Raw genomic sequence first — 25,452 nt, forward strand, 5'->3', positions numbered from 1 at the left:
GATGATTATATGAGTTTTTGAGAAGACATTATCATGGCGATTTCATTTTGAAATATGCTTATGGTGATGTCTTTTTTAGAAGGATATAAATGGAAAAGGTGTGAATATATTAGTGAAGGAGGAGAGGTTATGTATGTCAGTTCTATTTTGAAAATTGAAGAGGTGGCAGCATTTATTGCGAATATGAATAAAGATGCTACTCATCATGTTGGCTATTGTGGAGATGAGAAAGAGGAGTTGTTACAGACAATTATTCATGATTTTTCAGATATAGGCTGGGAACAATCTTTTGTTGCTACTTATGAGAATAATAATTTAATAGGTTTATTAGGATTTGATGTGGATGAAGTAAAGAAATGTGCAGAGATATGGGGGCCGTTTATTATCGCAGAGAATTGGGAAGAAGTTGCTTTACATATGTGGAAGGAACTTATAGAAAAGGTGCCTTTTCATATTGAGAGATTTTATGGTTTTTATCATGTGGAAAATAATAATTGTGCCCGTTTAATGAGGAATTTACATGCAAAAGAACAAGGTCGACATAGTATTCTCGTTTTAAATAATATTGTGGAGCACCGTATTATATGTAATGTAGAAGAGGCTTTACCACAAGTGTTTGAGCAGTTTATCGCTTTACACAATCATGTGTTTTCTAATACGTATTATGACGGAAACGAAATTATTGAACGTTTAAGTAATACGAATAAATTATTTGTAAGTATGAAGAATGATAAGTTAGAAGGTTATGTATATGTGGAAGTAAATCCAGAGTTTCAAGAAGCGAATATCGAATTTATTGCAACCGCTGAAAATAGTAGAAGAAAAGGTGTCGGAGAGCGGTTATTACAAAAGGCAATTCAGTATATTATTTCCTTCCAAGGAATGAAGGAGATAGAATTATGTTTGAATACGAATAATGATCGTGCGATGAAATTGTACAAGAAAGTAGGATTTGAGGAGAAGGCATGTTTACAACACTATATAATAGAGCGAAAACCCATTCGTATGAAAATTATATTTCATACGAATGGGTTTTATTAATCTACTTTTCCCTCAGTTGTTACGGATTCAGAAGTAATTTGAGGTGCTAATCGTTACATAACCTTTTTTATTTTTTGAGATACTTCTTTTGTTTGCAAATTAACATCTTCTTTTCGCAGCTCCTTAAAGAGCGAAATGACCATAAGAACGACTACGATAGAAAATGGTAGTGCTGCGATGATAGCTGCGATTTGTAGTGCATTTAATCCTCCAGCTTGTAATAAAATAGCGGCAATTATCGCGATTGTTAATCCCCATATAAGTTTTAAACTATTTTTCGGTGATAAGCTTCCGTTACTCGTTTGCATTGAAACAACAAATGTTGCTGAATCGGCAGAAGTAACGAAAAATGTGGCTACTAAAATTAACCCGATAATCGTTAAAAATGTAGAGAATGGTAGATGTGAAATAACAGCAAATAATCCAATCTCTGTACCATTTTTTGCAATTTCATCAGCTATTCCAAGCGATTGGAACATTTCCATATGAATTGCGGTACCACCAAATACTGCAAACCAAAATGTACAGATAAGGGTTGGGACTAATACAACTCCAAAAATAAATTCTTTTATTGTGCGTCCTTTAGAAATACGAGCGATGAATGTACCGACGAATGGAGACCAAGAGATCCACCATCCCCAATAGAAAATAGTCCAGTTTTCAATCCAAGCAGAAGATTTTTCATTAAATGCTCCTAAATTTAATCCCATACTAGGTAAAGCTCCAATATAAGAACCGAGTGTAGATGTGAAATATTTCATAATAAATACAGTTGGTCCTAAAAATAAGAAAGAGATGAGTAAAATACCTGCAAGAGAGAAATTCAAGTTACTCAAATATTTAATCCCACGATCTAAGCCAGTTTGTGCACTTGTTAAATATAAAACAGCGAAGGTAGCTATAAGTACGAGCTGGGTAAGTAAAGTGTTATGAATGGAAGGGAATAAATAGCTTAATCCTCCAGCAATTTGTTGAGCACCAATCCCAACAGATGGTACAATGCCAAACACTGTGGCTAAAACAGCTAAAATATCAACTGTTTTTCCGATACGAGAATTTTTCGATCGATTAAATAATGGAGTAACTGTAGCCCCGATAGTGCTACCTTTTTGTTTGCGGAATGTGAAATATGCAATTGTTAAAGCGACCATTGCGTATAGTGACCACGGAAAGAGTCCCCAGTGGAAAAATGAATATTGCATAGCGAGTTTGGCGCTTTCTTCTGTACCTGCTTTTCCTGTTAACGGATCTGTAAAATGTGAAATCGGTTCAGCGATTCCATAAAAGAGGAGTCCAATTCCCATTCCTGCCCCAAACAACATGGATAGCCAAGATGGATAATTATATTTTGGCTTTTCTCCATCTTTACCGAGACGAATAGAACCGTACTTGGAAAATGCTAAATAAGCAGCCAAAATAATCATTGTAGTCATAAGTAGAGAGTAAAACCATCCAAATTTATTGAGGATAAATGAGTTTAAAGAAGATGTAACACTTTGTAAATCGTAGCCTTGTATCCAACTTGCTGGGGTAATTCCCCATATAATGAATAATGTTGTTAGCAAGAAGGAGATATAAAATACACTGTTTTCTTTTTTTATCATAGAATCCCACCCTTATTTAATAAAGTTAACAATTATAATAATCATAACAATTAAGTTTTTAATTGTCAAAAAATTCCCTTTTTATAATGTGAAAGGATGCAATTTGTTTTAGGGAGGTAAAGAGCAATGCGTTCACGATATGTACAAATTATAGGAAGAAATAATATGAAATATTGCATTTTATATTGTTACATCCAGATTTTATGTTAAATTCTTGAATGGAATATTAAAATAGGGGGTCAGGATATGAACAAGAAATCAAAGATCAATAAAGTGATGCTTAGCATTAGTACAATGGCTTTATCGTTAGGCGCACTTCAAACTCATGCAGCAGCGGAAGAAAAAGTACCGTATAACGTGTTAAAAACGAAACCGGTTGGAATTGAAAAGTCGGTAGATGAAGTTGGACATATTTCAAAAGTTGATGAAACTTTATCATTTCAAGAACGTTTAAAAGTAGGAGATTTTTCACAGCGACCAGCATCTATTACGAAGAAAACTGCAGTAAAGCAGGTTAAAGAAAGCTATTCAATGGCTGATTTAAACAAAATGAATGACCAAGAATTAGTTGAAACGTTAGGCAGTATTAAATGGCACCAAATTACAGACTTATTCCAGTTTAATGAAGATGCAAAGGCTTTTTATAAAGATAAAGGAAAAATGCAAGTCATTATAGATGAATTAGCTCATAGAGGTAGTACATTTACGAAAGATGATTCAAAAGGAATTCAAACGTTTACTGAAGTGCTGCGTTCAGCTTTTTATCTTGCATTTTATAATAGTGAATTAAGCGACTTAAATGAAAGAAGCTTCCAGGATAAATGTTTACCTGCTTTAAAAGCAATCGCAAAAAATCCAAACTTTAAGCTTGGTACAGTTGAACAAGATACAGTCGTATCTGCATACGGTAAATTAATTAGTAATGCTTCAAGCGATGTTGAAACGGTTCAATACGCATCGAATATTTTAAAGCAATACAATGATAATTATACTACTTATGTAAATGATCGAATGAAGGGACAAGCAATATACGATATTATGCAAGGTATTGACTATGATATACAGTCGTACTTAACTGAGGCTCGTAAAGAAGCGAATGAAACGATGTGGTATGGAAAAGTAGATGGGTTTATTAATGAAATAAATCGTATTGCTCTTCTAAATGAAGTAACGTCAGAAAATAAATGGCTCGTTAATAATGGAATTTATTTTGCTAGCCGTTTAGGGAAGTTTCATAGCAATCCAAATAAAGGATTAGAGGTTGTTACACAAGCAATGCATATGTACCCGCGCTTAAGTGAACCGTATTTTGTTGCGGTAGAACAAATTACAACAAATTATAATGGTAAAGATTATAGCGGGAATACAGTAGATTTAGAGAAAATACGTAAAGAAGGAAAAGAGCAATACTTACCAAAAACATATACATTCGACGATGGATCAATTGTGTTCAAAACAGGAGATAAAGTATCAGAAGAAAAAATTAAGAGACTATATTGGGCTGCGAAGGAAGTAAAGGCACAGTATCACCGTGTAATTGGAAATGACAAAGCGTTAGAGCCAGGAAATGCGGATGATGTATTAACGATTGTAATTTATAATAGTCCAGATGAATATCAGTTAAATAGACAATTGTATGGATATGAAACAAACAATGGTGGAATTTATATTGAAGAGACAGGTACATTCTTTACATATGAGCGTACACCAGAGCAAAGTATTTATAGTTTAGAAGAGTTATTCCGTCATGAATTTACTCATTATCTGCAAGGGAGATATGAAGTTCCTGGTTTATTTGGAAGAGGAGATATGTATCAAAATGAAAGGCTAACTTGGTTCCAAGAAGGAAATGCAGAGTTTTTCGCAGGATCTACTCGTACGAATAACGTTGTACCAAGAAAGAGTATAATTAGCGGATTATCATCTGATCCTGCAAGCCGTTATACAGCAGAGCGTACACTATTTGCTAAATACGGTTCTTGGGATTTCTATAATTACTCGTTCGCATTGCAGTCTTACTTATATACGCATCAGTTTGAAACATTTGATAAAATTCAAGATTTGATTCGTGCGAATGACGTGAAAAATTATGATGCATATCGTGAAAATCTAAGTAAAGATCCTAAGTTAAATAAAGAGTATCAAGAGTATATGCAGCAGTTAATTGATAATCAAGATAAATATAATGTACCGGAAGTAGCAGATGATTATTTAGCTGAACATGCACCGAAATCGTTAACTGAAGTGAAAAAAGAAATTAGTGATACGTTGCCTATGAATGATACAAAAATGACAAAACATAATTCTCAATTCTTTAATACATTTACATTAGAAGGTACGTATACAGGTAGTGTCACAAAAGGTGAATCAGAAGATTGGAAAGCAATGAGTAAAAGAGTAAATGAATCTTTAGAACAATTGGCGCAAAAAGAATGGAGTGGCTACAAAACTGTTACAGCATACTTCGTCAATTATCGTGTGAATAGCTCAAATGAATTTGAATATGATGTAGTCTTCCATGGAATCGCAAAAGATGATGGAGAAAATAAAGCTCCAACGGTTAATATAAATGGCCCTTATAGCGGTCTTGTAAAAGAGGGAATTCAATTTAAAAGTGATGGCTCAAACGATGAAGATGGAAAAATTGTTTCTTATTTATGGGAATTTGGAGATGGAAGCACAAGTGTAGAAGTGAATCCAGTACATGTATATGAAAGAGAAGGTTCTTATAAAGTATCGTTAAGAGTAAAAGATGATAAAGGCAAAGAGAGCAGAAGCGAAACAACTGTTACGATTAAAGATGGAAGTTTAACAGAATCAGAACCAAATAATCGTCCAGAGGAAGCAAATCGTATCGGGCTAAATAGTACGATAAAAGGTCATCTTATTGGCGAGGACCACACTGATGTTTATACATTTAATGTAGCGTCAGCGAAAGATATCGACATTTCTGTTTTAAATGAGTATGGAATTGGGATGACATGGGTACTTCACCATGAATCAGATATGCAAAATTATGCAGCTTACGGTCAAGCCAATGGGAATCATATAGAAGCGAAATTTAATGCAAAACCAGGCAAGTATTACTTGTATGTATATAAATATGATAATGGCGATGGAACGTACTCATTATCAGTAAAGTGAAACTTTAATCATTCATCCCCCAATGATTATTAGCCCACACCAATCGGGGGAAAATAAGCGCTTTTCCAATGTATGTTTAACTTTACTTTTTGTGGAAAATAGTATATTATATAGATATATAATATATCGGTTATTTTCTAGGAGGAGCCTGTCACAATAGGTTTCTCCTGTTCTTTTTTAGGGGCCTGTTTTACAGGCTTTTCTTTAAAGAGTAAATAACTGAAAATTAAGAACTATAATCTTTGAAAGAGGTGGGGCATACACATAACAAAAAAGGGATTGTTTAAGAAAGGGGGATAAGAAATGGTCTTGTTTGGTTATCCACTTGAAACAATTTATTTATATGGATTTATTATTGCTACTATACTCACTGTTATTTATATCTTCTTTGGAGATATATTTGAATCGATATTTAGTTTTGGGGGCGGATCTGTATCCGTTGTTACTTTATTACTTAGTTTCTTCGCCATGTTATGTGGGCTTAGTTATATAGGAGAGTACTTATTTTCCTTTAATAGTATTACTATTTTCGGGGCTGCATTTGCTATATCTTTTATCGGTGTTTTCATCATGAAAATACTAATTTTAAAACCGATTGCAGAAGCAGAACAAAATACCGTACAACGTATGGATGAATTTATCGGTTGCAAAGGAGAAGTCATTACGACAATTCCTACAGAAGGATTTGGTGAAGTATTAATTTTATCCCAATTTGGAAGTAATGCAATCCCAGCTAAAACTGTTGGAAAAAAAGATATTTCGCAAGGAACAGAGGTTATTATCGAGGGAGTCCAAGATGGTGTTTTACTTGTACAAAACATCGCTTATTCTTTAAAAAAACCAAAATTATAAGGGGGAATTTACATGACGATTCCATTAATTATCGGTGGAGTTTTACTGGCAATTTTAATTCTACTCATTTTAGTATTCATTACGAAGTATCGTACGGTTGGTCCAGATGAAGCGTTAATTGTTACAGGGAACTGGCTTGGTGGAGGAAAGAATGTTGTTACCACTGATGATGGAAAGAAGATTAAGATTATCCGCGGGGGCGGTACTTTCGTAGTTCCAATTATGCAAAGAGCAGAGCCTTTAAGCCTATTAAACTACAAATTAGAAGTTGGTACACGTGATACGTATACGAAGCAAGGTGTTCCAGTTACAGTAAATGGTGTTTCTATTATTAAAGTAGGTTCTACAATTGAAGAAGTATCTACTGCAGCTGAGCAATATTTAGGAAAAGAAACAGAAGAGTTAAAAGTAGAAGCAAAAGAGGTTTTAGAAGGTCACTTACGTGCAATCTTATCTTCTATGACAGTAGAGGATGCATATAGTAATAGAGAGCAATTTGCTCAAAAGGTACATGAAGTAGCTTCTACAGATTTAAAGAAGATGGGACTTCGCATTGTTTCTTTCACAATTAAAGAAATAATGGATAAAAACGGATACTTAGATGCGCTTGGTCAGCCGCAAATTGCGACAGTTAAGCGTGATGCAACAATTGCAAATGCAGAGCGTGAAAAAGAAGCACGTATTGAAAAAGCACGTGCTGAAAAAGAGGCAAAAGAAGCAGAATATCAACGTGATGCACAAATCGCTGAAGCTGAAAAACATAAAGAATTAAAAGTACAGTCCTATAAGAGAGAACAAGAGCAAGCACGTGCAGATGCGGATCTTTCTTACGAATTACAACAAGCGAAAGCACAACAAGGTGTTACAGAAGAGCAAATGCGCGTTAAAATCATTGAGCGTGAAAAGCAAATCGAGTTAGAAGAAAAAGAGATTGCGCGTCGTGAAAAGCAATACGATGCAGAAGTTAAGAAAAAAGCAGATGCAGATCGTTATGCTGTTGAGCAATCAGCAGAAGCAGAAAAAGTAAAACAAATTAAAAAGGCAGATGCGGATCAATATAAGATTGAAGCTGAAGCGAGAGCTCGTGCGGAAGAAGTACGTGTGGAAGGTTTAGCGAAGGCGGAAATCGAAAAAGCGCAAGGTCAAGCGAAAGCGGAAGTACAAAAAGCGCAAGGTACAGCAGAAGCAGATGTTATTAGATTAAAAGGTTTAGCAGAAGCAGAAGCGAAACAAAAAATTGCTGAAGCATTTGAATTATATGGTCAAGCGGCAATTATGGATATGGTTCTTAAAATGCTTCCAAGTTATGCGAAGGAAGTTGCAAGTCCGCTTAGTAATATTGATAAAATCACAGTTGTCGATACAGGCGGCGGTGGTAAAAATAGCGGGGCCGGAAAAGTTGCGGGTTATGCGACTGATTTAATGGCAACGATGCAAGAAACGTTAAAAGCTTCTTCTGGCATTGACTTAAAAGAGCTATTAGAAGGATTTGCAGGAAAAGGAGCGGTACAACAATTATCAAGCGATAAACCTGTTGTATCTGTAGTAGAAGATGAGAAAAAAGAAGTAGATAAAGAATAGTAAGGTGGAAAGAACCTCTAGTAAGTGAAATACTAGAGGTTCTCCTATGAATTATAATATTTCGAATAATATACATTTTTATACATTGTTTTAATTATTTAATTTATATAGAATGAAAAAGATATGTATCAATTCTTTAGATGTATAAAAAGATAGAGAGTCTCATTGATACATTTAAATCGTATTATTTTTATAGAAAGATTAAATGTTAATTAATTACATTTAAAACGGTATGGAGGGGTAGAAGTATGTTTCAAGGGAAATTAAGGAGTAGTAGTTTAAAAACAAAGTTACTTGTATCATTTATTATTATTTTAATTCTTCCAAGTATTGTAATTGGTTGGACGTCTTATCAACAGGCGAAGACGAATTTTAATGAAACAATTTTAAACTCGGCGAAAGATAATATAAAAATTTTGGATAATGTAATTAATAAGGAATTGGATAGTAAAAAAATAGATGCAACTTATTTTACGAAATTATTTACACAATCAAGTTACCAAGCAGATCAAATTCAAAACATACAAAATAAACTAGAAGAATACAATAAACTGCATCCAGAAATGGAAGCAATCTATACAGGATCTAGTAATGGACAGTTCATTCAATCACCAGCTATTCAGATGCCAGATGGATATAATCCTACAGAAAGAGATTGGTATAAAGAGGCAGTGAAGAAAAGCGGAGAAGTAATTGTAACTGCTCCATATAAGTCAAAAACGACAGGAAATATTGTTATTACACTAGCAAAGCAAAACGAGGATAAAAGTGGAGTTCTTGGGATTGACTTAATCATTAATAATATTGTTACTACTTCTAAGATGGTTAATATTGGTAAGGAAGGGTATGTAGCGATATTTGATCAAGATAAAAATGTAGTAGCGCACCCGAAAATGAAGCCAGGAGAGAAATTAGAAGAGAAACTTAGTAAAGAATTGTATAAACAGGAAGCTGGGGATTTTCATTATTCATTAGATGGTGAAGATCGCAATATCACTTTTAAAACGAATAAGAAAACTGGGTGGAAAATAGCAGGAATTATGCCTTCCAAAGAAATTATCGAAGCGGCTGAACCTATTTTCTATAAAACAGTAACTGTTCTTGGAATTTCACTAATAATCGGTGGGATTGTAATTTACTTCATAATTGCGTCTATTATTAAACCGTTAAAACAACTTGTCATATCATCGAAGAAGATTAGTGAAGGTGATTTAACAGAATCAATTACAGTTCATTCTAAAGATGAAATTGGACAGCTAGGAGAAAGTTTTAACGAGATGGCTGCATCGTTACAAAGTGTCATTTCCAATATAAACACTTCAGCAAGTCATGTAGCGGCATCTTCAGAAGAATTAACAGCTAGTATGAAGCAGACAAGCGAAGCAACGGAACAAATTACACAGGCGATAGAGCAAGTATCAAGTGGTGCAGAAATACAAACGAAAGAAGTTGAAGAAGGAGCAACATTGTTAGAAGAAGTTACAGAAGGAATTCAGCGTGTTGCAGATAGTTCTTCATTAGTATCTACAGCCTCTATGTATACGAAGAAAAAAGCTGAAAATGGTGGGAAGTTAGTTGAACAAACTGTGAATCAAATGCAATTAATTCATGAGTCTGTTTCACAGTCAGACAAAATCATTGGTTTGTTAGACGATAAGTCGAAACAAATTGGAGCAATCCTTGAAGTGATTCAACATATTGCAGAACAGACAAATTTATTAGCGTTAAATGCGGCAATTGAGGCTGCGAGAGCTGGAGAGCAAGGAAGAGGATTTGCAATTGTAGCAGATGAAGTGCGAAAGCTAGCAGAACAATCAGGACAGTCTTCTACGGAAATTGGGAAACTAGTGAAAGAGATTCAATTTGATATAAAAGAAACAGTAAGCTCTATGAATCAAGTTGGAGCAGAAGTACAATCAGGACTTGTAGTTGCAAATGAAACGAAGCAAAGCTTTGCCGAAATATTGAAGTCTACAAATGATACAGTTGTACAAATTGATAGCATGGTAGATGTAGCAAAACAAATGACGGTAGATGCAAAACAAGTAAGTGCATCTATTAATGAAATTGCAGCTACAATTGAAGAAAATGCAGCAAGCGTTCAAAATATTGCTGGTTCTTCAGAAGAACAATTAGCTTCAGTAGATGAAATAAATGCAGCAGCAGTCCATTTATCACAAATGGCAGAAGAATTACAAGAGATGATTAGTAAGTTTAAAGTGTAATAACAAATATTAAGAAACGAGGTAATAATTTTACTTCGTTTCTTTTTTTATGAAGAGAAAAAGAAAGAAATATAGAGTAACCGTGTTATGATTAAGTATAATTAAAGAGACTGTATATTCTTTAAATTCTATCTTTAATCATGTTAGGGGAATGGTTTTGAAATTAAAAAAATTAAAACTCCAACCGAGAATTACATTAACTATTAGTACACTTATTTTAGTGGTACTTCTGCTAACGAGTTATTTATTTTATTACATATTATCTGAAACGGTAGAAGAGCAAATTGGGAAACGGGCTTTGCATGTTGCGAAAACAGTTGCCGCGATACCAGAAATTCAGGAAGCTTTTCAAAAAGAAAATCCAGCTTCTATTATTCAGCCAATCGCAGAAAAAATTCGAATGGATACAGAGGCTGACTTCATTGTAGTTGGAAACAAAGAGGGGATTCGTTATGCGCATCCTGAGCGAGATAAAATAGGAGAAAAAATGGTTGGCGGAGATAATAAAGGCGTTTTATTAGAAGGAAAATCATATGTTTCGAAAGCAACTGGATCATTAGGCCCTTCATTACGCGGAAAAGTTCCAATCCGTAATCAGGAAAATGAAATCATTGGTGTGGTGTCTGTTGGATTTTCAATGGCTGATATTCATGGAGCGGTAGAAGTGTATGGAAAGCGTGTATTTTGGATTACAATAATAGGGCTATTAATTGGAGTAATCGGCTCTATATATTTAGCGGCAAGTATAAAAAGAATGATGTTCGGGATGGAACCAGAAGAAATTTCATCTTTATATGAAGAGCATAGTACAGTGATTCAATCTGTACGTGAAGGGATTATTGTAATCGATAAAAATGGCATGATTAGTTTAGTCAATCAAGCAGCTTATGATATTCTTTCGCTAGATAAACAACAAAATATTATTGGGGAATTTATTTTAAATGTAATTCCTAATTCAACGATACTAGATGTACTTCAAACTGGTGAAGAACAGTTTGATCGCCAATTAAATATAAAAGGACAGGCTGTTATTGCGAACCGTCTACCTATTAAAGTAAAGAATAAAGTAACTGGTGTTGTATCGAGCTTACGTTTGAAATCTGAAATGGATCAGTTAACAGCAGAATTATCTCAGACGAAGCAATATACAGAGGCATTACGAGCGCAAGCGCACGAATATAATAATTTATTGTATACGCTTTCAGGTCTTATTCAATTAGAATCATACGAAGATGCTTTAGAGCTTATTCATAAGGAAACAGCGGTATATCAAGATTTTGTTCAATTTATTATGAAGCGGATTCAAAATCCATGGCTAGGTGGAATTTTAATTGGATTTTATAATAGAGCACGAGAGTTGAAGATTGATTTTATGCTAGATAGAGAAAGTGGTTTAGAAAAATTAAGTCCACATATTGAGAGTAATTATGTCGTTTCTATTTTAGGAAATTTAATTACGAATGCATTTGAAGCAATTGAAAAAAATGAAGAGAATGATAAGAAAGTAAGGATGTTTGTAACTGATATTGGAGAAGAAATATTAATTGAAGTGGAAGATTCAGGGCAAGGGATTCATGATGAAATAATTACTAGCATATTCTATAAAGGCTTTTCGACGAAAGAAGGAGGAGAGCGAGGATATGGATTAGCAAAAGTGAAAGAGTTAGTAGAAGATTTAAATGGAAGTATTGCAATTGAAAAAGGGGATTTAGGTGGTGCGTTATTTATTATTGCACTACCGAAAGAGAGAGGCGAATAGTAATGGGTGAGGAGATTGAAGTATTAATTGTAGAAGATGATATTCGGATTGCTGACATTCATCGTCGTTTTACTGAGAAAATTGAGGGATTTAAAGTAATTGGAACGGCAACGACTGGAGAACAAGCGAAAGAATGGCTAGAGCTTGTGAAGCCACAGCTTGTTTTATTAGATGTGTACTTACCTGATATGCAAGGAACGGAACTTGTCACATATATTAGGCATCATTTGCACGATACAGATATTATTATGATTACAGCGGCATCGGAAACAGATGTAGTGAGGCACGCCCTGCGGGGCGGAGTAACAGATTATATCGTAAAGCCACTAATGTTTGACCGATTTAAAGCAAGTCTGGAAGGCTATCAAAAAAAGATTATACAGTTAAAGAAAAATAATCAATTATCTACGGAGCAAATTGAATATTTATGGTCTCAAAGAGGGGTGAAGGGAGATCAAATAGAATATGCCCCGAAAGGGATAGATCCTTTAACTTTAGCGAAAATAAAAAAGCATATGTTAACAGTTAATGAAGAAGGGATTACAGCAGAGGTGCTAAGTTCAATGGTAGGCGTAAGCCGATCAACGGCAAGGCGTTATTTAGAGTATTTGATATCTGGGAAGAAAGTCCACGCAGAGCTAATATATGGAAGTGTTGGGAGACCCGAGAGACGTTATTTTCTTGTTTCTTCATAATAAAAAACAGTAGAGGATTTTTATTCCTTCTACTGTTTTTTTTGCATCTTATATTGGAATAATCCCAATTACAATTCCGGTAATTAACATAACCATTGTCGTTCCAACGGCCCACAATAAAGTGAAACGTTGATGTTCACCGAAATCAACTTTTGCCATTCCGACCAATAAATAAGTGGAAGCGACAAGAGGACTTAATAAGTGAACGGGTTGCCCAAGTAAGGAAGCACGTCCCATTTCAGCTGCACTAATTCCGTAAGTAGCAGCAGCTTTCGTCAAAATAGGTAATACCCCGAAGTAAAATGCATCATTAGACATGAAAAATGTGAATGGCATACTGAGAAGTGCTGTAATAATTGGCAATTGTGGTCCAAGTGCATCTGGTATAAGAGTTACTACACTGTTAGCCATTGCATCTACCATTTTTGTTCCAGATAAAATACCAGTGAAAATACCGGCAGCAAATACGAGAGAAACAACTGCTAATACATTCCCAGCATGAGAAGCAATACGTTCTTTCTGTTGCTCTAAGTTTGGATAGTTAATCATAACAGCGATAGCAAAAGCGACTGTAAATAAAACAGGTAATGGCATAACTTCTAGTATGAGACAGACAAGTAATGTGGCGGTTAATAAAAAGTTAATCCATAGAAGTTTAGGGCGTTTATGCACTGCTGCTTCGACAGTTGCAGCTTGCTCATCCATTGTTTGCATTTGTTTTAAATACTGTACATCCATAATTCCTAAACGTTTTCTTTCTTTTTTTCCAAGATAGTAGGCAACGAAAACAACCCAAATTGCACCAGCAATCATTCCTGGAATAAGAGGTGTAAATAATTCGGAAGCCTCAAGTCCAAGTGCGCTCATAACACGAGCTGTGGGTCCACCCCAAGGTGTAAGATTTGTTACCCCTGCCCCTAACATAACAACTCCAGCTAATATGAGGGGGTTCATTCCAAGGCGCTTATATAGTGGATACATTGCGGAAACTGTAATCATGTATGTTGTTGTACCATCACCATCTAGAGAAACGATAATAGTTAATATAGCCGTTCCGACAACGATTTTTAAAGGATCTCCTTTTACAAATTTTAAAATCTTACTAATGACAGGATCGAATAAACCGCTATCAATCATAATCCCAAAATATAAAATAGCGAACATAAGCATAATACCAGTAGGTGCTAATTTTTGGATCCCCTCTAACATCATAGGCCCCATATTGGCATAGAATCCGCCAATTAATGCAAAAACACTCGGAATTAATATTAATGCTACTAGCGCTGACATACGTTTCGTCATAATTAAAAACATAAAGACAAATACCATCGCAAATCCAAGTAGTGCTAACATGTAATTTCCCCCTCAAAAGAATGATTGCGCTTTCAAAATAGAATAAAAATTCAGAAAAAGGTTTTTTATTTATAATAAAAGCATCTATTCAAATGGTAAATAATTTGAAAAATAACATCATTAGAAGCATAATTTTTATTTTGTTCATTTTGTTCACGGTAGTTAATTTGAATTTTTAAAAAGTAAGCTGCTTCTCGTAAGAATGGTAGAATAAGATGAAAATAGTGAAGTGTGAAATAGGGAGTAGATGTTATATGAAAACGAGAATTGAAGAGATTTATAGCTCTTATGAAGGAAAAGTAGAGGAGATTTTTATTAATGAATCTTCTTACGTATATGAATGGGAAAAATTACTGATGATCCGAAAAAATGACGGTGAGCTTAAAAAAATTGCAGTCGGGATTAGTGGAAATATAAGATTGGTAAATGTAGAAGTTGGACAGGAAATTAGTGCGGATACATTATTAGTTAAATTAGAAGATGATTTGTTAATTACAGGTTGTGAGTGATGAGAGATGTGTAGAAATAACTACACATCTTTTTTTGTTTCCTATATTACAAAAAGCACATTGTTTTTTCACAAATCTCACACAACCTTTTGGTATTCTTTTCGTGGAGTATACGGTTTCTAGGGAGGAATATTGATGAAAGTAAAATATGTCGTACTTGCTATATGTTTATGTTTCGTATTTACGGTAGTCGGGTGTGGGAAAAAGGAAACAGCAGCTGTTGCCATTGATGAGAAACATGATAAATGTGATATTTGCCAAATTGGGGTAACAGATAATCAATTTGCAACAGAAATTATTTTAGAAAATGGAAAAGCGTTAAAGTTTGATGATATCGGTTGTATGTATAAATGGATGGAGATCAACTCAGATGAAAAGACGAAAGAGAAATTTGTCCGAGATTATGATTCGAAAGATTGGATTTCGTTAGAAGACGCTACTTACGTATATGATAAAACAATAACGACACCGATGGCTTATAATGTCATTTCATTTAAAAATAAAAAAGATGCAGAGAGCTTTGTATCTAACTATAAGGGGAAAGTTCTTTCGTATAAAGAGCTAGCAGAGCATAAATGGGAAATGAATAAAGAGATGATGGGGAAACCGAAAGCAGGAAATCATGGTGGACATCATTAATAGAAAAAGACAACTATGTAGTTGTCTTTTTCTATTATTACTCAGGTGCAAATATAGAAAAGGTGTAAAATTTTTAGCAGAACGGTTACAATGGAATATAGTAACCTAAAGCAATCATTTATGTACTTTTTAGAAATGTATACAAATGCGGTAAAAACGTGCTAAACTAATTGCTTCATAATGTTAATGATGGGGCCATCAGGCGTATCATTTCAATAGGTTGAGAAACATAGTATAAGCTTAAGATAATCCGATTAAAGAAGGAATCTAAAGGGCTTATGGATAAATGTACTCAAGAAGAGTTATTGTATGTGATGGAGGAATGGTTAAGAAAACATTATCTTTCATAGGAGCTGTAGTTGTGAGAAAACAAAAAATTTTATTATGTATTTTATTAGGACTTTTAATGACGGTAGTGGCTTGCGATAAGCAAGAAGAACCAGAATCGAAACCGGTTCATGTGAAAAATGAGAAGAAAAAAGAGAAGCATAAAGAACAGGAAGAATCTAAAGAAGAGAAAAGTATAAATTTAATGGACAAACAGTTGTTACTTTCAGCTACTCTTGGAGACACAGAGACAGCTATGAAGTTGATTCAGGATGGAGCGAATATAAACGTAGAAGGTGACAACGGAGAAACGCCTGTCCTTGCAGCGACGTACCAAAATCATGTAGAGACAGTTAAAGCATTAATTGGTGCAGGTGCTAATATTGAAATTAAAGATGAGAAAAAAAGTAATCCACTTCTTTATGCAAGTAGAGAAGGATATACGGATATTGTAAAAGTATTAATTAATGCAGGAGTTAATACGAAAGAAACGACTAGGTCAGGTGGGACAGCACTTATTTCTGCATCTGAGCGTGGCCATGTAGAGGTTGTTAAAGAATTATTAGGGCATACAGATATTGATGTGAATTATAAAAATGAACGTGGTGGAACAGCGTTATTAGAAGCAATTGTATTAGGAAATGGTAGTGAAAACCATAAGAAAGTAATTCAATTACTTATTGATCACGGTGCAGATGTAAACATGGCTAACAAGGAACATCTGACGCCACTGCAATACGCTGAAAAAAGAGGTTTTAAAGATATTGTAAATATGTTGAGGGTAGCTGGAGCGAATGAAGTAGTACAGCCACAACAACCAGTAGAGTAAAAAACGAAAAATAATCCCATTTAGATAGACAGAATGAAGAAATCAGTTAGTATGATGGATTCAGTAATGTGTATTTGAATGGGATTTTTATTTTGAACATGAAAAATAGATTATGAATGGATGGTAAATGGAGTAAATAAGGAGGCAACCTTATTTGGCAATTGTAAAAAATGAAAAAGTAGTTTCTGTTTGTTGCAGTGCCAGAAGTACGCCCGTAGCTGCTGAGGCAAGTGTGGAAACTTTAGCGGAGTTTCAAGGGAACGGATATGGTACTGATGTTGTTACAGCCTGGGCCATATCAATACAAGAGAAAAGGCGCATTCCACTTTATAGTACTGCTTGGGATAACTTTAGTTTGCAAGCAGTGGCAAGCAAACTAAAAATCATTAACTATGGAATGAATTTACATATTGATTGAATTTTAAGTATTGTTTCGTTCTATTTATTTATATTTTAATATCTAGATTAATGTAAATAATGATATGGTGAATATTAACATTCGATTAACACCTAATTAACAATCTATCAAAACTGACTTAATAAATGCGTAATATAGTAAAGGTAACAAAATAACTAGGGTAGAGAACATTTGAGAACACCCACTTACATATAATGTGCCACTTTCTTAGGTGTGCTCTATTCCCTAGAGTTCAAATAAGGAGAAAGGCGTTCTATGTAAGTAGGTGTTTTTAGTTTGGAGAAAAATAGAACAGTTAGGTGGAATAAATGTTTAAAGAACCTTATATTGCGATGATAAAGGATTGGAAAGGATACAAAGCATACAAAAAATTGCCGAAAACAGTTTTTCTTATGACTGGTTCAATGCTGGAATTACCAGAGCGTGTATATGAATTGCAGAAACATGGACATGATGTATTTCTTCATTGTGATTTTATACAAGGCTTAAATACGAATACAGAGGAAGCGCTTTTGTATATTCAAGATGTTATCGGGGCACAAGGTATTATTTCAACAAAGGGTTCAACAATTCGAAATGCTAATAAAATTGGATTGAAAACAATTCAACGTATTTTTATTGTAGATACTTTATCTCTTACTAAATCAATTGAAAATTGTAAAACGACTAAACCAAATGCAGTAGAGATTATGCCGGGGATTATGCCTTCTATTATTAAGCAGCTAGTAGAGGAAATAGAGTTTCCTATTATTGCAGGAGGGCTGATTCAAACGCGAGAAGATGCGGAAATTGCAATTCGTGCAGGAGCAAGTGCGATTTCAACAAGTCATTATGAAGTATGGATACAAGAAGAAAAAAGGAGTGCAACCTTGTGATTGAATTGAAAAATGTTTCAAAGGTATATAAAAATGCAGAAGAGACAGCGGTTAAAGGCGTATCGGTTCATATTAAGAAGGGTGAATTTTTTGTTTTAGTTGGACCTTCGGGATGCGGGAAAAGCACATTATTACGAATGATCGCTGGCTTAGAAGAGATTTCTTCAGGAGATTTAATTATTAATGAACGTGTTGCAAATGATCTAGAGCCGAAAGACCGTAATCTATCAATGGTATTTCAAAATTATGCATTATATCCACACTTATCTGTAGAAGAAAATATTTTATTTGGACTTAAGGTAAGAAAAGTACAAAAAGAAGAGCGACAAAAGCGATTAATGGAAGCTATTGAAATGGTAGGACTGAAAGAGTATGTGAAAATGAAACCAGGCCAATTATCAGGCGGACAAAGACAGCGTGTTGCACTTGCCAGGGCAATTGTGAGTCAAGCGCCAATCTGTTTAATGGATGAACCACTTTCGAATTTGGATGCGAAATTACGTGCGCAAATGAGAATTGAAATTAGAGAAATTCAGCAGCGATTAGGAATTACGATGATTTACGTTACCCACGATCAAATAGAAGCGATGACTATGGGTGATCGTATCATGGTTTTAAATAAAGGAAGTATACAGCAAGTTGGAACACCACTTAACATATATAACGAACCAGCAAACGAATTTGTTGCAAGCTTTATAGGTTCTCCTTCTATGAATATAAATGATGGGGAAGTAAATAAAGAAAAAGGTGTATTACATATAGGACAATTGCAAATTCCATTATCTATTAGACAGTTAAAGCAATTACCAGAAGGAACAATTCGCATAGGCATGCGCCCTGAGCATATTGCACTGTCTGAGGAGGGACAAGAAGTGACGTTGCAATCTGTAGAAGTATTAGGGAATGAATCTATATTGAACTTTGCGGTAAATGGAACAACTTGGAGTGCGAAAGTTATCGGACAGTTACTCCTGAACAAAGGTGACAAAGTAAAATTATTATTCTCGCAAGAAAAGTTATGCTTCTTTAACGAAAACACGAATGAACGCTTAAAAGTGGTAGGTGAAGAAGAGTTGAAAGTGGTGGCGAAATAATGATCGAAGTAAGTAAGTTACCAGTTCAAACAAAGGTGTCAAAAAAGAAAAAATTATGGGAGAGAACGAAAGATTTAAGAATAGGATTATTGTTTTTGGCGCCATCTATTTTGCTATTTTCGATTTTTCTGTTCTATCCATTGTTTAGGACGATTTATTATAGTTTTTATTTAACCGATATACATGGAGAAGCTAATCTTTTCGTTGGCTTAGAAAATTATCAATATTTATTCTCTGATCCAGCCTTCTACAAAAGTATAAAATCAACTTTATTATTTGTTTTATATACAGTTCCTACGAGTATTATATTTGCTTTGTTTCTTGCATTGATTGCAAATGGAAAGGTAAGAGGTATTGGGTTATTCCGAGTTCTGTTTTCTTCGACGATGGGAATATCAGTAGCTGCTAGTGCAGTGATTTGGCTATTTTTATTTCATCCAAGTGTAGGATTATTTAATAATATATTAGCCTCTATGAACCTTCCTGCAATCGCATGGTTAACGAGTCCGGACTGGGCACTATTCTCTGTATCAGTTACAACAGTTTGGGTGAATACAGGTTTTGCATTTTTAGTTATATTAGGTGGTTTACAAAATATTGATACGTCTTTATATGAGAGTGCATCTATAGATGGTGCTAGTTATTTATATAAGCTTCGCCGTGTTACATTACCGATGCTATCACCAACTTTATTCTTTATTGTAACAGTAACATTAATTAGTGCGTTCCAAAGCTTTGGACAAATTGATATTTTAACGCACGGTGGACCAAATGATGCAACGAATTTAATTGTGTACTCGATTTACAAAGAGGCGTTTGTGAATCATCAATTTGGAACAGCAAGTGCACAAGCGATGGTATTATTTGTTTTCATTTTCGTTGCTACATTACTTCAATTTAAGTTTGCTGAGAGAAAGGTGCATTATAAATGATTGTTAAACAGTGGAAACAAAATTTCCTATTATACATGCTACTCATTATTAGTGCAGTGATGGTATTTTTTCCTGTACTGTATGCATTTTTAATAAGCTTTATGACACCAGACGATATTCAAATGAGAAGGTTATTTCCGACCCAGTTTACTTTTGATAATTTCATTAATATTTTTCAAAAAGTACCGCTTTTTACATACTTATATAACAGTTTAATTGTATCGACAGTCGTTATGATTGGACAACTTATCGTATCAAGTTTAGCAGCTTATGCTTTTGTTTTTCTTCAGTTTAAAGGGAGAAACTTAATTTTCTTCCTGTTTATTTCAACGATGCTTATTCCGTGGGAAGCAACGATGGTGCCTAACTTTTTAACGATTCAAAACTTTGGCTGGATCAATAGTTTCGCCGGGATGACAGTGCCGTTTTTTGCAACAGCTTTCGGTATTTTCTTGTTACGTCAACATTTTATGACACTCCCGAATGAACTGAAAGAAGCTGCTTTTATTGAAGGGATTGGAAATATAAGATTTTTATTCAGCGTTGTAATACCGTATTGTAAAACGAGTTTTATTACGCTTGGAGTATATAGCTTTTTAACAACATGGAATATGTATTTATGGCCACTTTTAGTGACCACTGATGAAAAAGTAAGAACAGTGCAAATCGGTGTAAAGCAGCTTCAGTCTCAAGAAGTTGCAACTGATTGGGGAAGCGTAATGGCCGGTGTTACGGTTATCGTTATTCCAACATTGATTTTACTATTTTTAGGGCAAAAGCAATTACAACAAGGATTAACAAAAGGTGCAATTAAATAACTAAGAGAAGGTGAGATTTAAATGAGTCTAGTTAAAAAAGGTGCTGCTCTATTAATGGTAGCAACAATGGCATTATCTAGTGCAGCTTGTTCAAATAGTAAAACAGAGGGAAAACCTGAAGTACAGGCAAAAGTAGCACCAGTTGAAAAAAATGGTGATAAAACTGTAATTCGCTTCTGGCATGCGATGGGTGGAAAAACACAAGGAGTATTAGATGGTCTTGTTGCAGACTATAATAAGTCGCAAAATAAATATGAGATAAAGGCAGAGTTCCAAGGGACATATGAAGAGTCTTTAACGAAATTTAGAACGATGTCTGCAACGAAAGAAGCGCCAGCTCTTGTTCAATCGAGTGAAATTACAACGAAATATATGATTGATAGCAAAAAAATCACACCAATTGATAGCTGGATAAAAAAAGATAAGTACGATACGTCAAAATTAGAAAAAGCAATTACAAATTATTATTCAGTTGATGGAAAAATGTATTCTATGCCATTTAATTCATCTACACCAGTATTAATTTATAATAAAGATGCTTTTGCAAAGGCGGGCTTAGATCCAGAGAAAGCTCCAAAAACATATGCGGAATTACAAGAAGCAGCGAAAAAGTTAACGATTAAAGAAGGCGGAAATGTAAAACAATATGGATTCTCCATGCTTAACTACGGTTGGTTCTTTGAAGAATTGTTAGCGACACAAGGTGCTTTATATGTAGATAACGAAAACGGCCGTAAAGATGCTGCAAAGAAGGCGGTATTTAACGGTAAAGAAGGACAGAAAGTATTTGGAATGTTAGATGATTTAAATAAAGCTGGCGCACTTGGAAAGTATGGAGCAAGTTGGGATGATATTCGTGCCGCGTTCCAATCTGGACAAGTTGCTATGTATTTAGATTCTTCAGCAGGTGTTCGTGATTTAATCGATGCATCTAAGTTTAATGTAGGTGTTTCATATATTCCGTATCCTGAGGATTCGAAACAAAATGGTGTTGTTATTGGTGGAGCATCATTATGGATGACGAATATGGTTTCAGAAGAAACGCAACAAGGTGCTTGGGACTTTATGAAATATTTAACGAAGCCAGACGTACAAGCAAAATGGCATACTGCAACAGGTTATTTCTCAATTAATCCAGATGCATATAATGAGCCATTAGTAAAAGAGCAATATGAAAAATATCCACAGTTGAAAGTAACAGTAGATCAATTGCAAGCGACGAAGCAATCTCCAGCAACACAAGGGGCTTTAATTAGTGTATTCCCAGAATCACGAGATGCAGTTGTAAATGCATTAGAAGCGATGTATGACGGGAAGAATAGTAAAGAAGCGTTAGATGAAGCTGCCAAAGCAACAGATAGAGCAATTAGCATTTCAGCTCGTACGAGTCAAAAATAAGAGAAAGCCGTATCCTTAAAAGGGATACGGCTTTCTTTATAGGGAGATAAGGGATCAAAGAAATGATGAAGTCTTATCTCTTTTATATGAGTAAAGGGTCTAGAGTGAATGTTGTCCTTTTCATTATTTATTTAACTCCATTGCGACTTGTTTACCATTTACGAAAACCTCTACTACCGCTACTACAACTTCCATTACTTTTTTCATCTCTCATCTCTCCTTATTTTTTGTTTCATTTCTTACTCTCAGTATAAGGAAATACAGTAATTACAACTATCGAATTGGATGACAAGAGACTTACATTGTTGTAAGGATAATAGTTTAGTTTGTAATAAAGTGAAACTGTAATCAGTGGGGGGCTTACTGCCCGTTAATGCGGGATTTCAATTCTGAACTTTCTGTCGTTTTGAACTATAATTAGAAAGAGGGGGGATAATATGAAAAGAATTCTTGTTATTAGTGATATTCATGGAGAGATAGAAAAGTTCGAACATTTATTGGAAGAAGCTCAATATGATGCGAAACAGGATCAATTAATCTTACTGGGAGATTATGTAGATCGTGGTCCAAATGCGCGTGCTGTAATTGAAAAGGTAAGAGAATTGAAAAAAGATGGAGCACTCATTTTAAAAGGAAATCATGAAGATATGATGATTAAGGCGTTAACGACAAATGAGGAACGTTCATGGAACCATTGGGTAAAAAGAAATGGTGGAGATAAGACATTATATAGCTATGGATTTGTAGAAGAAGATATTGCGGTTAATGAGAAAGACTTCCAAAAACCGATTTTACACTCTCGTGTATTAGAGGAACATATAAAGTTTATTCAAGAATTAGATCATTACATTGAAACAGAAGAGTATATATTTGTACATGCTGGGGTTGAACCGATGAAACGAGTTTCTGAATCTGAACCATATACATTAATGTGGATCCGTAATGAATTTCATAATGGATATAGCGGTGAAAAGGTTATTGTATTTGGGCATACGGAAACAAAAACGCTTCATGGTAGTGAGGATTGCGGAGTGTATTTTGGTAGTAATCGTATTATTGGGATTGATGGCGGGGCTGTGTATGGCGGTCAGCTAAATTGTTTAGAGTTGCCGAGTAAAAAGGTATATGTAATAAAAAATTGAAAGAGATAAGAGGAATCTTATTTCTTTCAATTTTTTATTAAGCTAAATTTAAGACAAAGTTTTTATAATAAAACTTCAAAATTTTAGAAGGAAATAGTTAAAAATGAAATTACGTAATGTAACTACATTCTTTTGTTATGAAGAGAAGAAATGTAATAATAAATAGAATTGAACTATTTGATGGAAGGTGAGAGCATGCGTTTACTTGTAGTAGAAGATAATGCTTCGTTATTAGAGTCTATCGTACAAATTTTACGTGATGAATTTGAAGTAGATACGGCAATAAATGGAGAAGATGGATTGTTTTTAGCTCTTCAAAATATATATGATGCAATTTTGCTGGATGTGATGATGCCAGGGATGGACGGATTTGAAGTGATTCAAAAAATACGAGATGAAAAGATTGAAACACCAGTCCTGTTTTTGACAGCGAGAGATTCTTTAGAAGATCGGGTGAAGGGATTGGACTTTGGTGGAGATGACTATATTGTTAAGCCATTTCAGGCCCCTGAATTAAAAGCGAGAATTCGTGCTTTACTACGCAGAAGTGGTAGTTTAACAACGCAGCAAACAATTCGCTATAAAGGCATTGAATTGTTCGGAAAAGATAAAGATGTTCAAGTAGATGGAAAAGGTATGAAGTTATCATTAAAACAATATGAGCTTCTAGAGTACCTTGTTCAAAATAGCGGAAAGATTTTAATGCGTGAACAAATTTTTGATCGTGTTTGGGGATTTGATTCAGATACGACAGTAGCGATTGTAGAAGTGTATGTGCATCATTTACGTAAAAAATTAGAGCCATTCGGTTATCAGAAAGATATTCAAACCGTTCGAGGTATTGGATATATATTAAAAGAACAATGAAAAAAGGAAGTATGTTTCAAAAAACACGCATTCGTTTGACTATAGTGAACTCATTAGTATTTATTCTATTAATAGGTATATTAGGCAGTATTATTTATTCGTACACATACAAGCGTATTTATAGTGAAGTAGATCAATCTATAAAAATGATAGCTCAGTATAGAGAAAAATTAGATGTTAAAGTACCACCAAGAAAACGCATGGAGAATATCCAAATTGGAGATCCGCGAGTAACTAGAATAACTTGGAATGGGAAAATAGTGAAAATAGAGGGCGATAACCGTAAATTCCGTTCTATTTTTGAAGAGAATTTGGAAAGTTTTTCTCCCGAAAAATTAGAGGAGTTACAAGATATTGAAGTACAAGGACGATATTTTAGAGCATTTTCGCTTCAAAAAGATGGAGAAATAGTTCAAATCGTGCGAGATATAACAGCGGAAGAAGGAATGTTAAATACTTTATTTTTAATTCTCGTTATAGGTTGTAGCATAGGAAGCCTCTGTGCGATAGGTATTGGCTTTTTCCTAGCTGGTAGAGCACTTGTACCTATTCAAAGTTCATGGGAGAAACAGCAACAATTCGTTTCTGATGCATCACATGAACTCAGGACACCACTTGCAGTTATTCAATCAAAAACGGATGTTTTATTCCAGTCACCATCCGCTACGATAGAAGAAAAAGCGATGGATATTTCTACAATTTCAAAAGAATGTAGGCGGTTATCGAAACTCGTTAGTAATTTATTATTGCTAGCACGTTCTGATTCTAATCAAATTGAGATGGATAAGAAAATATTTGAACTTGATAAATTGTTAGAAGAAATAGTAGCTCCATATAAAGAGATTGCTTCTTATCAAGAAAAAGAAATGATGCTAAAAGTAGAACGTGGTGTATCTTTTATGGGGGATAGAGAGCGGATTCATCAAATGATGGTCATACTGTTAGATAATGCGATGAAGTATACAAACGAAGGTGGGCATATTCAAATTGATTGCACGCAAACGAGTAGTTCAATTCGCATACAGGTGAAAGATGACGGGATAGGAGTGAAAGAAGAAGATATTCCGAAATTATTTGATCGTTTTTATCAAGGGGATAAAGCAAGAAGTACGTCAGAAGGAGCTGGATTAGGTCTTTCAATCGCAAATTGGATTGTAGAAAAGCATTACGGAAAAATATCAGTAGAGAGCAAATGGGGAGATGGCACTTGTTTTGAAGTGATTTTCCCTAAAAATCAAAAAATATAAGTAAGAAGACGACCTTGTTTTTACAAGGTCGTCTTTTTTTAAGGGAAAGTTAAGAAACTATTTATATTATGTATGGCATAAAGAAAGTTCGTTACATGAAGAA

20 protein-coding genes and 2 pseudogenes are annotated in these 25,452 nt (G+C 34.5%); 20 read left to right on the top strand and 2 right to left on the bottom strand.

All coding sequences use genetic code 11. The features are described from left to right. Window positions 1-129 precede the first annotated feature (129 nt). A complete protein-coding gene (locus tag ACTL4X_RS02880; protein ID WP_000289532.1) occupies window positions 130-1,041 on the top strand; it encodes a GNAT family N-acetyltransferase in 912 nt (303 codons plus the stop codon). Between the two features lie 53 nt (window positions 1,042-1,094). Here the strand turns inward: ACTL4X_RS02880 and opuD are convergent, their stop codons facing one another. Further along, a complete protein-coding gene (gene opuD, locus ACTL4X_RS02885; RefSeq protein WP_000591577.1) occupies window positions 1,095-2,645 on the bottom strand; it encodes a glycine betaine transporter OpuD in 1,551 nt (516 codons plus the stop codon). Window positions 2,646-2,891: 246 nt separating this feature from the next. On the opposite strand from opuD, the gene colA reads away from it, so the two are divergent. The 7 genes and pseudogenes from colA (at window position 2,892) to ACTL4X_RS02920 (ending at window position 12,901) form a co-directional block, all read left to right on the top strand. Continuing rightward, window positions 2,892-5,789, top strand: a complete 2,898-nt coding sequence (gene colA / locus ACTL4X_RS02890) for a collagenase ColA (RefSeq protein ID WP_001036409.1) — start codon at window positions 2,892-2,894, stop codon at window positions 5,787-5,789. 303 nt (window positions 5,790-6,092) lie between these two features. Next, on the top strand, window positions 6,093-6,641 hold the full coding sequence (locus ACTL4X_RS02895) for an NfeD family protein (RefSeq protein WP_000242445.1): 549 nt from the start codon (window positions 6,093-6,095) through the stop codon (window positions 6,639-6,641). 12 nt (window positions 6,642-6,653) lie between these two features. Beyond that, window positions 6,654-8,222 (top strand): flotillin family protein, encoded by a 1,569-nt coding sequence (locus ACTL4X_RS02900; RefSeq protein WP_000155016.1) that lies wholly within the window; start codon window positions 6,654-6,656, stop codon window positions 8,220-8,222. Between the two features lie 248 nt (window positions 8,223-8,470). After that, window positions 8,471-9,505 (top strand): annotated as a pseudogene (locus ACTL4X_RS02905) (HAMP domain-containing protein); the annotation flags it as partial. An 81-nt stretch (window positions 9,506-9,586) separates the two neighbouring features. After that, the gene (locus tag ACTL4X_RS02910; RefSeq protein ID WP_370622813.1) at window positions 9,587-10,447 is read left to right on the top strand and encodes a methyl-accepting chemotaxis protein; all 861 of its coding nucleotides are present in this window, start codon (window positions 9,587-9,589) and stop codon (window positions 10,445-10,447) included. 151 nt (window positions 10,448-10,598) lie between these two features. Next, window positions 10,599-12,206: an ATP-binding protein gene (locus tag ACTL4X_RS02915; RefSeq protein ID WP_002025277.1), complete on the top strand. Its 1,608-nt coding sequence runs from the start codon at window positions 10,599-10,601 to the stop codon at window positions 12,204-12,206. 2 nt (window positions 12,207-12,208) lie between these two features. Further along, window positions 12,209-12,901 (top strand): response regulator, encoded by a 693-nt coding sequence (locus tag ACTL4X_RS02920; protein ID WP_000503461.1) that lies wholly within the window; start codon window positions 12,209-12,211, stop codon window positions 12,899-12,901. A gap of 48 nt (window positions 12,902-12,949) precedes the next feature. On the opposite strand, the gene ACTL4X_RS02925 is transcribed toward ACTL4X_RS02920, so the two are convergent. Beyond that, window positions 12,950-14,254 (bottom strand): CitMHS family transporter, encoded by a 1,305-nt coding sequence (locus tag ACTL4X_RS02925; RefSeq protein ID WP_000880474.1) that lies wholly within the window; start codon window positions 14,252-14,254, stop codon window positions 12,950-12,952. A gap of 254 nt (window positions 14,255-14,508) precedes the next feature. Between ACTL4X_RS02925 and ACTL4X_RS02930 the strand changes: the two genes are divergently transcribed. The 12 genes and pseudogenes from ACTL4X_RS02930 to ACTL4X_RS02985 all read left to right on the top strand — a co-directional run bounded on the left by ACTL4X_RS02930 (window position 14,509) and on the right by ACTL4X_RS02985 (window position 25,349). After that, window positions 14,509-14,763, top strand: a complete 255-nt coding sequence (locus ACTL4X_RS02930; RefSeq protein WP_000857376.1) for a hypothetical protein — start codon at window positions 14,509-14,511, stop codon at window positions 14,761-14,763. Window positions 14,764-14,898: 135 nt separating this feature from the next. After that, window positions 14,899-15,402: a nitrous oxide reductase accessory protein NosL gene (locus tag ACTL4X_RS02935; RefSeq protein ID WP_000865665.1), complete on the top strand. Its 504-nt coding sequence runs from the start codon at window positions 14,899-14,901 to the stop codon at window positions 15,400-15,402. 286 nt (window positions 15,403-15,688) lie between these two features. Further along, window positions 15,689-16,558, top strand: a complete 870-nt coding sequence (locus ACTL4X_RS02940) for an ankyrin repeat domain-containing protein (protein ID WP_000287339.1) — start codon at window positions 15,689-15,691, stop codon at window positions 16,556-16,558. Window positions 16,559-16,700: 142 nt separating this feature from the next. Continuing rightward, window positions 16,701-16,976, top strand: a pseudogene (locus ACTL4X_RS02945) (GNAT family N-acetyltransferase); the annotation flags it as partial. A gap of 308 nt (window positions 16,977-17,284) precedes the next feature. Next, a complete protein-coding gene (locus ACTL4X_RS02950) occupies window positions 17,285-17,851 on the top strand; it encodes a glycerol-3-phosphate responsive antiterminator (RefSeq protein ID WP_000472003.1) in 567 nt (188 codons plus the stop codon). Further along, window positions 17,848-18,945 (top strand): ABC transporter ATP-binding protein, encoded by a 1,098-nt coding sequence (locus ACTL4X_RS02955; protein WP_000571391.1) that lies wholly within the window; start codon window positions 17,848-17,850, stop codon window positions 18,943-18,945. Before ACTL4X_RS02950 ends, ACTL4X_RS02955 begins: the two co-directional genes overlap by 4 nt. Next, a complete protein-coding gene (locus tag ACTL4X_RS02960) occupies window positions 18,945-19,877 on the top strand; it encodes a carbohydrate ABC transporter permease (protein WP_000573797.1) in 933 nt (310 codons plus the stop codon). Before ACTL4X_RS02955 ends, ACTL4X_RS02960 begins: the two co-directional genes overlap by 1 nt. Further along, window positions 19,874-20,695 carry a carbohydrate ABC transporter permease gene (locus ACTL4X_RS02965; protein ID WP_000635946.1) on the top strand — a complete coding sequence of 274 codons (822 nt, stop codon included), beginning with the start codon at window positions 19,874-19,876 and terminating at the stop codon, window positions 20,693-20,695. Before ACTL4X_RS02960 ends, ACTL4X_RS02965 begins: the two co-directional genes overlap by 4 nt. 21 nt (window positions 20,696-20,716) lie before the next feature. Then, entirely contained in the window at window positions 20,717-22,093 is a 1,377-nt protein-coding gene (locus ACTL4X_RS02970; protein ID WP_000060610.1) for an ABC transporter substrate-binding protein, read from the top strand. Window positions 22,094-22,530: 437 nt separating this feature from the next. Beyond that, window positions 22,531-23,235, top strand: a complete 705-nt coding sequence (locus tag ACTL4X_RS02975) for a metallophosphoesterase family protein (protein ID WP_000821949.1) — start codon at window positions 22,531-22,533, stop codon at window positions 23,233-23,235. A gap of 195 nt (window positions 23,236-23,430) precedes the next feature. Beyond that, entirely contained in the window at window positions 23,431-24,102 is a 672-nt protein-coding gene (locus ACTL4X_RS02980) for a response regulator transcription factor (protein ID WP_001238621.1), read from the top strand. Continuing rightward, window positions 24,099-25,349 (top strand): sensor histidine kinase, encoded by a 1,251-nt coding sequence (locus tag ACTL4X_RS02985; RefSeq protein ID WP_000715835.1) that lies wholly within the window; start codon window positions 24,099-24,101, stop codon window positions 25,347-25,349. Before ACTL4X_RS02980 ends, ACTL4X_RS02985 begins: the two co-directional genes overlap by 4 nt. Window positions 25,350-25,452 lie beyond the last annotated feature (103 nt).

The sequence above is a fragment of the Bacillus sp. RE35 genome (assembly GCF_052146655.1).
Lineage (GTDB): Bacteria > Bacillota > Bacilli > Bacillales > Bacillaceae_G > Bacillus_A > Bacillus_A cereus.